Annotated in this window: 8 protein-coding genes; 4 read left to right on the forward strand and 4 right to left on the reverse strand. The window is 75.3% G+C overall.

What is annotated here, in order from left to right; all coding sequences use genetic code 11:
* Positions 1–1233: acetyl-CoA C-acetyltransferase (locus V7E46_RS31380; protein WP_333771587.1), on the reverse strand; the 1233-nt coding region annotated here is incomplete at its 3' end.
* Positions 1234–1315: 82 nt separating this feature from the next.
* On the opposite strand from V7E46_RS31380, the gene V7E46_RS31385 reads away from it, so the two are divergent.
* Together V7E46_RS31385 and V7E46_RS31390 are read left to right on the forward strand one after the other, a co-directional pair.
* Positions 1316–2566: a 3-oxoacyl-ACP reductase gene (locus V7E46_RS31385; RefSeq protein WP_333771588.1), complete on the forward strand. Its 1251-nt coding sequence runs from the start codon at positions 1316–1318 to the stop codon at positions 2564–2566.
* 1 nt (position 2567) lies between these two features.
* On the forward strand, positions 2568–3383 hold the full coding sequence (locus V7E46_RS31390) for a MaoC/PaaZ C-terminal domain-containing protein (protein WP_333771589.1): 816 nt from the start codon (positions 2568–2570) through the stop codon (positions 3381–3383).
* A 36-nt stretch (positions 3384–3419) separates the two neighbouring features.
* Here V7E46_RS31390 and V7E46_RS31395 read toward each other — a convergent pair whose 3' ends face one another.
* The gene (locus tag V7E46_RS31395) at positions 3420–3872 is read right to left on the reverse strand and encodes a MarR family winged helix-turn-helix transcriptional regulator (protein ID WP_333771590.1); all 453 of its coding nucleotides are present in this window, start codon (positions 3870–3872) and stop codon (positions 3420–3422) included.
* Between the two features lie 49 nt (positions 3873–3921).
* On the opposite strand from V7E46_RS31395, the gene V7E46_RS31400 reads away from it, so the two are divergent.
* On the forward strand, positions 3922–4497 hold the full coding sequence (locus tag V7E46_RS31400) for a TIGR03086 family metal-binding protein (RefSeq protein ID WP_333771591.1): 576 nt from the start codon (positions 3922–3924) through the stop codon (positions 4495–4497).
* A gap of 134 nt (positions 4498–4631) precedes the next feature.
* Positions 4632–5885 (forward strand): SH3 domain-containing protein, encoded by a 1254-nt coding sequence (locus V7E46_RS31405; protein ID WP_333771592.1) that lies wholly within the window; start codon positions 4632–4634, stop codon positions 5883–5885.
* On the opposite strand, the gene V7E46_RS31410 is transcribed toward V7E46_RS31405, so the two are convergent.
* The gene (locus V7E46_RS31410; RefSeq protein ID WP_333771593.1) at positions 5869–6525 is read right to left on the reverse strand and encodes a TetR/AcrR family transcriptional regulator; all 657 of its coding nucleotides are present in this window, start codon (positions 6523–6525) and stop codon (positions 5869–5871) included. The genes V7E46_RS31405 and V7E46_RS31410 overlap by 17 nt on opposite strands.
* Positions 6525–6842 carry a DUF4229 domain-containing protein gene (locus V7E46_RS31415; RefSeq protein WP_333771594.1) on the reverse strand — a complete coding sequence of 106 codons (318 nt, stop codon included), beginning with the start codon at positions 6840–6842 and terminating at the stop codon, positions 6525–6527. Before V7E46_RS31415 ends, V7E46_RS31410 begins: the two co-directional genes overlap by 1 nt.
* Positions 6843–6921: the final 79 nt, after the last annotated feature.

The following is a 6921-nucleotide window of genomic DNA, read 5'->3' on the forward strand; positions in this document are numbered from 1 at the left end:
GACGGAGATGAGCCCGCGCCCCGCCCTCCCCCGCTCGGCGAGCAGGTGGGCCAGCGTGCCCACGATCCTCGCCCCGGTCGCCGCGAAGGGATGCCCCGTCGCGAGGGAGGAGCCGGCGACGTTGAGCCGGTCCCGGTCGACGGAGCCGAGCGGCGCGTCGAGCCCGAGGCGCTCCGCGCAGTACGCCTTGTCCTCCCACGCGGCCAGCGTCGCCAGCACCTGCGAGGCGAAAGCCTCGTGCACCTCGTAGAAGTCGAAGTCGCCGAGCCCGAGCCCGGCCCGCGCGAGCATCCGGGGCACGGCGTACGCGGGCGCCATCAGCAGCCCCTCCTCGCCGGACGCGTAGTCCACCGCCGCGGTCTCGTAGGCCGTCAGGAAGGCCAGCGGTTCGAGTCCGCGCTCTGCGGCCCACTCCTCGCTGCCGAGCAGGACGACGGCGGCCCCGTCGGTGAGCGGCGTGGAATTGCCCGCCGTCATCGTGCCGCCGGGGCCGCCGTAGACCGGGCGCAGCCGGGCGAGCTTCTCGACGGTCGAGTCGGGCCGCAGGTTCTGGTCGCGGGTGAGCCCGCGGTAGGGCGTGACGAGCGGGTCGAGGAAGCCCCGTTCGTACGCCGCCGCGAGCCGCTGGTGGCTCGTCGCGGCGATCTCGTCCTGGGCCTGCCGGGTGACGCCCCACCGCGCGGCGGTGAGGGCCGCGTGCTCGCCCATCGACAGGCCGGTGCGGGGTTCGGCATTGCGCGGGATCTCCGGCACGAGGTGCCGCGGGCGTACCGCGGTGAGTGCCCGGGCGCGCCCGCCCGCCGTCTTGGCGCGCCGGGCCGCGAGCAGCGTCCTGCGCAGCTCGTCGTTGACGCCGAGCGGGGCGTCGCTCGTGGTGTCGGCGCCGCCCGCGATGCCGGAGTCGATGACGCCGAGCGCGATCTTCGCGGCGACCGCGAAGACCGCCTGGAGCCCGGTGCCGCACGCCTGCTGGAGGTCGTACGCGGGGGTGGCGGGGTCGAGGACGGAGCCGAGCACGGTCTCGCGGGCGAGGTTGAAGTCCCGGCTGTGCTTGAGGACCGCGCCCGCCGCGAATTCGCCGACCCGCGCGCCGGCGAGCCCGGTGCGCTCGGCGAGGCCGTCGAGCGCGGCGGTGAGCATGTCCTGGTTGGACGCTGTGGCGTAGGGGCCGTCGGAACGCGCGAAGGGGATGCGGTTGCCGGCGATGACGGCGACCCGGCGGACGGTCTGCATGCGGTCTCCCGAACTTCCGATCTGCGTGACTCACCAGTAGCCTTACCGCCGGTAAACTTACTCCAGAGTAAGGAGAAGGCCAATGGCCGACCGCTATCTCCGCCTCACCGGCACGGCCCCCGGCCGTTTCGTCACCCGCCGCCTCGGCCTGCCGCAGCCCGCCGCCCTGCGCCGCTGGTCGGAGCGGACGCCGGAGCTGCCCGGGCCCGTCCTGCGGCTGACCGCGGGCGACGCGGTGCCGGACGGCACGGGTACGTACGGGGCCGTCGTGCTGGACGCCGCCGGGGTCGCGGACCCGGAAGGCCTGGGGGGCGTGCACGCGGCCCTGCACCCGCTGGCCCGCTCGCTGGCCCCGTGCGGGCGGATCGTCGTGCTCGGCGCCCGGCCGCAGGACGGCGGCCTCGCGCATGCCGCCGCCCAGCAGGCACTTGAGGGCTTCGTCCGCTCACTGGGCAAGGAGATCGGCCGCGGCTGCACCGTCCAGCTGGTGCGGCTCGCCCCGGGCGCCGCCGCGGACTCCACCTTGGACTTCCTGCTCTCGCCCAGGTCCGCCTACGTCAGCGGGCAGGTGATCGAGGTCGGCCCCGCGCCCGAGGTGCCGGCGGGCGGCGCCAGGACCGCGCTGGTCACCGGCGCCGCCCGCGGTATCGGCGCGGCCGTCGCGGAGACCCTGGCCCGGGACGGCGCCCGCGTGGTCTGCCTGGACGTGCCGCAGGCGGGCGACGCGCTCGCCGAGGTGGCGGCCCGGCTCGGGGGCAGCGCGCTGCCGCTCGACATCACCGCGCCCGACGCGGGCGAACGCATCGCCGCCGCGCTGCCGGACGGCCTGGACGTCCTGGTCCACAACGCGGGCATCACCCGGGACCGCAAGCTCGCCAACATGGCCGCCGACCGCTGGAGCAGCGTCATCGACGTCAACCTCGGCAGCGTCCTGCGGACCACGGGCCACCTGCTCAAGACGGGCGCGCTCAACGAGCACGCCAGGATCGTCGGCACCGCCTCCATCGCGGGCATCGCGGGCAATGCCGGGCAGACCAACTACGCCGCCTCCAAGGCCGGGATCATCGGCTGGGTACGCGCGCTGGCCGCCGACGCGGAGGTCCGCGGGCGCGGCATCACCGCAAACGCGGTCGCCCCCGGCTTCATCGAGACCAGGATGACCGCGGCCGTACCGCTGGTCATCCGCGAGGCGGGCCGCCGGATGAATTCCCTCGGGCAGGGCGGCCTGCCCATCGACGTCGCCGAGACCGTCGCCTGGCTGTCGGCGGCGACCTCCGGCGGCTTGAACGGCCAGGTCGTACGGGTCTGCGGCCAGTCCCTGCTGGGCGCCTGAGATGGCGCCGCTGCTGCTGACGCTGGGCCGGGGCGTACTCACCGGGCTGGGCAAGCACCCCTCCCCCGGCGCGGAAGTGCCGCGGGACCGGCTGACCGCGCCGGCGGTACGGGTCGAGCCGGCCCGCCTGGCCGCGTACGCCCGCGTGTGCGGCTACGCCCCGGGCGGAGCCGAACTCCCGCTCACCTACCCGCACATCCTCGGGTTCCCGCTCGCGGCCCGCCTCATGGCCGCCCGCGCCTTCCCGCTGCCGCTGCTCGGCCTGGTGCACACCTCGGTGACCATCCGCAGCCGCCGGCCGCTCACCGCCGCCGACCGCCCCGACCTGACCGTCCACGCGGCCGGGCTGCGCCCGCACCGGCGGGGCACGGAGGTCACGGTGGTGACCGAGGCGCGGGTGGACGGCGAGCTGGTCTGGGAGGACCGCAGCAGCTACCTGGCCAGACACCGGGTCCCCGGCTCCCACGAGGCGGCCGGCCCGGCGCCCGACGCGGCCGAGCTGCCGGTGGTGGCGCGGTGGCCGCTGGCGGCCGGGCTCGGGCGGCAGCACGCCCGGGTCAGCGGCGACTACAACCCGATCCACCTGTACCCGCTGACCGCCCGTCCGCTCGGCTTCCGGCGGGCCATCGTGCACGGGATGTGGACGGTCGCCCGGTGCGCGGCGGAACACCCGGGCGCGACCGGCGTCACCGCGGACTTCCGGCAGCCCGTCCTGCTGCCGTCCACCGTCGAGTACGCGGCCCGCGGCGACCGCTTCGAGGTCCGCTCCGGCCCCCGCGTCCACGTCACCGGCACCGTCACACCTCCGGACCGCTGACCGCCGTCAGCGTCAGCGTCAGCGTCAGCGGTACGGTCACGGCTCCGGGTCGCTGACCGCCTCCGGGGGCAGCGCGGCCAGCACCTGGAGGGCGTCCAGCAGGCCCGCGCGCTGGCCCGGCGACAGATGCCGGGCCAGCAGCCGTTCCTCCCGGCGCTGGATCGCGGCCTGCGCCGCGTCCCGTATCCGGCGGCCCTCAGGGGTCAGCGCCAGCAGCCGCACCCGGCGGTCGGCCGGGTCGGGGGTACGGCTGATCAGGCCGCGGTCGCCGAGGTCGGTGAGGACCTCGATGATCCGGGTCTTGTCCGCGCCGATCGCCCCGGCCAGCGCCGCCTGGCTGCGCAGCGGCTGCTCGTCGAGCCGCAGCAGGACGGAGTACGCCCACATGGTCAGGCCGTGCTCGCGCAGCACCGGGAGTTCGGCCGCGGTCAGCGCGCGGCCGAGGGGGACGATCATCGCCGCGAGGTCCCTGCGGGGCGGGGCGGACATACCGAGGTGCTCCCTTGACAGATGATGTGCACAAGCACACGATAAGCATATGCCTACCGATCTCGCACGGATGCGCGCACTGGACGCGAGGGCGGTCCGGCTCAGCGCCGGGCTCGTCCGGCAGACGACCGTAGCCGATCTGGTCCGGGACACACCGTGCGCCGGGTGGACCCTGGCCGACCTGCTCGCCCATATGACGGCTCAGCACCGGGGTTTCGCCGCCGCCGCGAGGGGCCGCGGCGGCGACCTCGCGGTCTGGGCCGTCGAAGGCGGCGCCGACCCGGTCGCGGACCACGAGGCCGCCGCGGCGGACGTACTCACCGCCTTCGCGGACGTGGCGGACGGCGACCAGCCCTTCGCGCTGCCGGAATTCACCGCGGGCGGCCCCGCCTTCCCCGCCGCGCGGGCCATCGGCTTCCACTTCCTGGACTACGTCGTCCACGCCTGGGACGTCGCGACCGCCCTGGAGGTCCCCTTCACCCCGGACGCGGACCTGGTGGAGGCCGTACTGCCGCTGGCAATGGCGGTCCCGGCCGCCTCCGCGGCCTTCACCCCCGCGCTGTCCGCGCCGCCGGACGGCGACACCTTGAGCCGGATCCTGACCCGGCTTGGGCGCCGCCCGTAGCATCTTCCTGCCATGTATATGCCAATTCCTTGTGGCCCGGGAACGGCCGCGGCTAGGGTCCCCGCACCACTGCGACGCACGACCGCAGCGACTCCCCTACCGCGAGGTGGCAGATGCACGCAGCAAGGCGCCGTATGTCCGTCGTGGCCGCCGCCCTCGGCGCCGTCCTCGTGTCGTTGGCGACACCAGGTGCGGCCCAGGCGCGCCCGGAGGCCGCCGCGTCGGCCGCGAGGACGAGCTGGCCGGTCGATCTGACGGCAGCCGGGTCCGACAACACCGTCCTGTCCCATGGCCGGGTGACGGTCCGCGACCTGCGCGCCCACCCCGCGGCGATGCCCGCGGGCCGCTCCTACGGCGAATACACGGCGCCGGTCACCGCGCTCGGCTCGGCCGTCCCCGCGCTGACCGTACGGACCGCCGTGACCCGGCCGGCCGGGTCCGCCGTGGACACCGACGTCAGGGGCCGCGACGCGTCCGGCGTCTGGACCCAGTGGACGACGGCCGCAGCGGGCGCCGCGGTCACCTTCAGCACGCCCGTCTCCGCCGTCCAGGTGCGCCTGGTGCTCAGCGCGCCCGCGGGAGCCGCCGCCCCGTCGGTGTCGTCGGTACGGCTGGACGCCGCGGCGCCGCAGCCCGCGGCGGTCGCCCGGCCGCAGGCGGCGGCCGCCGCCTACCGGGTGTTCGCCACCCGCGAGGGCCTGGTCGGCGGCACCACCGCCAACGGCCATGTGATCGCCAACCGCGACCACTTCGTGGCGCTGCCCTCGCGCCGGCTGCTCGACAGCAACGGCAGCCGCACCTACCAGGTCACCGTCTGCCACGGCAGCCGCTGCGAGACCGCCCCGATCTGGGACGTCGGCCCGTGGAACACCACCGACGACTACTGGAACCCGCCGGGCACCCGCCAGTCCTGGGGCGACCTTCCGCAGGGCACCCCCGAGGCGCAGGCCGCCTACCAGAGCGGCTACAACGGCGGCCACGACGAGTTCGGCCGCGCCGTCAGCAACCCGGCCGGCATCGACCTGGCCGACGGCACCTTCTGGGACGGCCTCGGCATGACCGACAACGACTGGGTCACCGTCACCTTCTCGGCCGCCGCCCCGCCGCCCGCCGGCACCAGATACTGGGTGGACACCTTCGCCAGCGCCCCCGTCTACGCCTCGCCCACCAGCACCGCGCAGACCGGCACGCTCAACGGCGGCACGAACTACGTCTACTGCAAGGCGTGGGGCCGCAACATCGGCAGCGGCTCGTCCTACAACCACTGGTGGCTGCGCACCGACCCCGACAGCGGCCCGGCGAAGCAGTACGTGTCCGCGTACTACCTCTCGCGCTGGGGCAACGACGAGGCGAAGGACAACAACGGGACGGTCATCCCCGACTGCTGAGGCCGCGCCAGGCGGCCGGCGCCCCCGGCGGGGAGCCCGCCGGGGGCGGCAGCAGAGCGGCGAGTCCCGACCAGGCGAAGTTCATCAGGGTGGCCGCGAGGTCCTCGCCGCTCAGCGCGGGCGAGGGGGACGACGCGGCCCACCCGGCGAGGGACTCGGCGGCGCCCACGAGCGCGTGGGCGTAGCCGGCCACGTCCTGCGAGCCGCAGGCCGCCGCGATCAGCCCGGCGACGAAGTCGACGATCTCCGCCCGCAGGACGGCGACCTCGGCGGCGAAGGGCTCGCCCACCGTACGGGCCTGGCTGTACAGGACCGTCCACCCGTCGGGGTGCGCCGCGGTGTGCTCGAAGAAGCCGAGCAAACCGCTCCACAGCTGGCGCTCCGGGCCGGCACCCTCCTCGACAGCGTCACGTACCGCCGCGGCGAGGGCGTCGGCCTCACGCCGGATGCACGCGGTGAACAGCTCGTCCTTGGAGTTGAGGTAGAGGTAGACCATCGGCTTGCTGACCCCGGCCGCCTCGGCGATCTCGTCCATGGACGCCGCCCGGTAGCCGCGCCGGGCGAAGGTCGCCACGGCCGCGTCGAGCATCTGCCGCTCGCGTTCCGCCCGCGGCACCCGCCGGCTGCCGGCAGCCGGCATCAGGCGGTGCGGGGCGCGCCGTCCCTCGCGGCGTCACCGCGCGCGGCGTCGTCGGCCGCGTCCTCCTGCTCGGTATTGGCGATCAGGTTGAGCCGGGTGCGCTCGACCCGCTGCGAGACGGTGAGCGCGGCCTGCTCGCGCACTCCGCGCAGCAGGACCCAGCTCAGCGGGGCGGACACGACGAGGGCGAGGAGCGCGACCCACAAGTAGTTCGAGTCACCGAGCCCGGCCGGCAGAATGTGCAGCCGGACCAGGCCCCAGATGACACCGAAGCTGGCGACGATGAGGCCGAAGCGCAGGGCGGTGTATCGGAGCATGCTCCCAGTGAAGCACGCCTTCCCTGTGAGCCGACGCCCACCCCCGCGGGCCCGGGGTACCCCCTCCGCGGGGTACGCC

This window comes from Streptomyces sp. IBSBF 2435 (genome assembly GCF_036815005.1).
In the GTDB taxonomy this organism is placed as follows: Bacteria; Actinomycetota; Actinomycetes; order Streptomycetales; family Streptomycetaceae; genus Actinacidiphila.